Raw genomic sequence first — 338 nt, 5'->3', positions numbered from 1 at the left:
AAACGATATGTCGGAGAGGTCCGACAGATTCGTAATCCTTGACAGACCCCTTGGGGTTATATGGTCAAGCGATTAAGCGCATACGGTGGATGCCTTGGCAGCCAGAGGCGATGAAGGACGTGATAGCCTGCGATAAGCGTTGGCGAGGTGGCAAATACCCTGCGACCCAACGATTTCCGAATGGGGAAACCCACTCACCATCAGGTGAGTATCTATAGGCCAATACATAACCTATAGAGGCAAACCCGGGGAACTGAAACATCTAAGTACCCGGAGGAAAAGAAATCAACCGAGATTCCCCAAGTAGCGGCGAGCGAACGGGGACCAGCCCTTAAGCG

At 52.4% G+C, this 338-nt stretch carries 1 rRNA gene; it reads left to right on the top strand.

Annotated elements, in window-relative coordinates:
* Positions 1-62 precede the first annotated feature (62 nt).
* Positions 63-338 (top strand): 23S ribosomal RNA (locus tag QD280_RS17800); the annotation flags it as partial.

This window comes from Cobetia sp. 1AS1 (assembly GCF_029846435.1).
Lineage (GTDB): Bacteria > Pseudomonadota > Gammaproteobacteria > Pseudomonadales > Halomonadaceae > Cobetia > Cobetia amphilecti.
The sequence above is the reverse complement of the archived record's forward strand: the minus strand, read 5'-3'. Positions and strand labels throughout refer to the sequence as shown.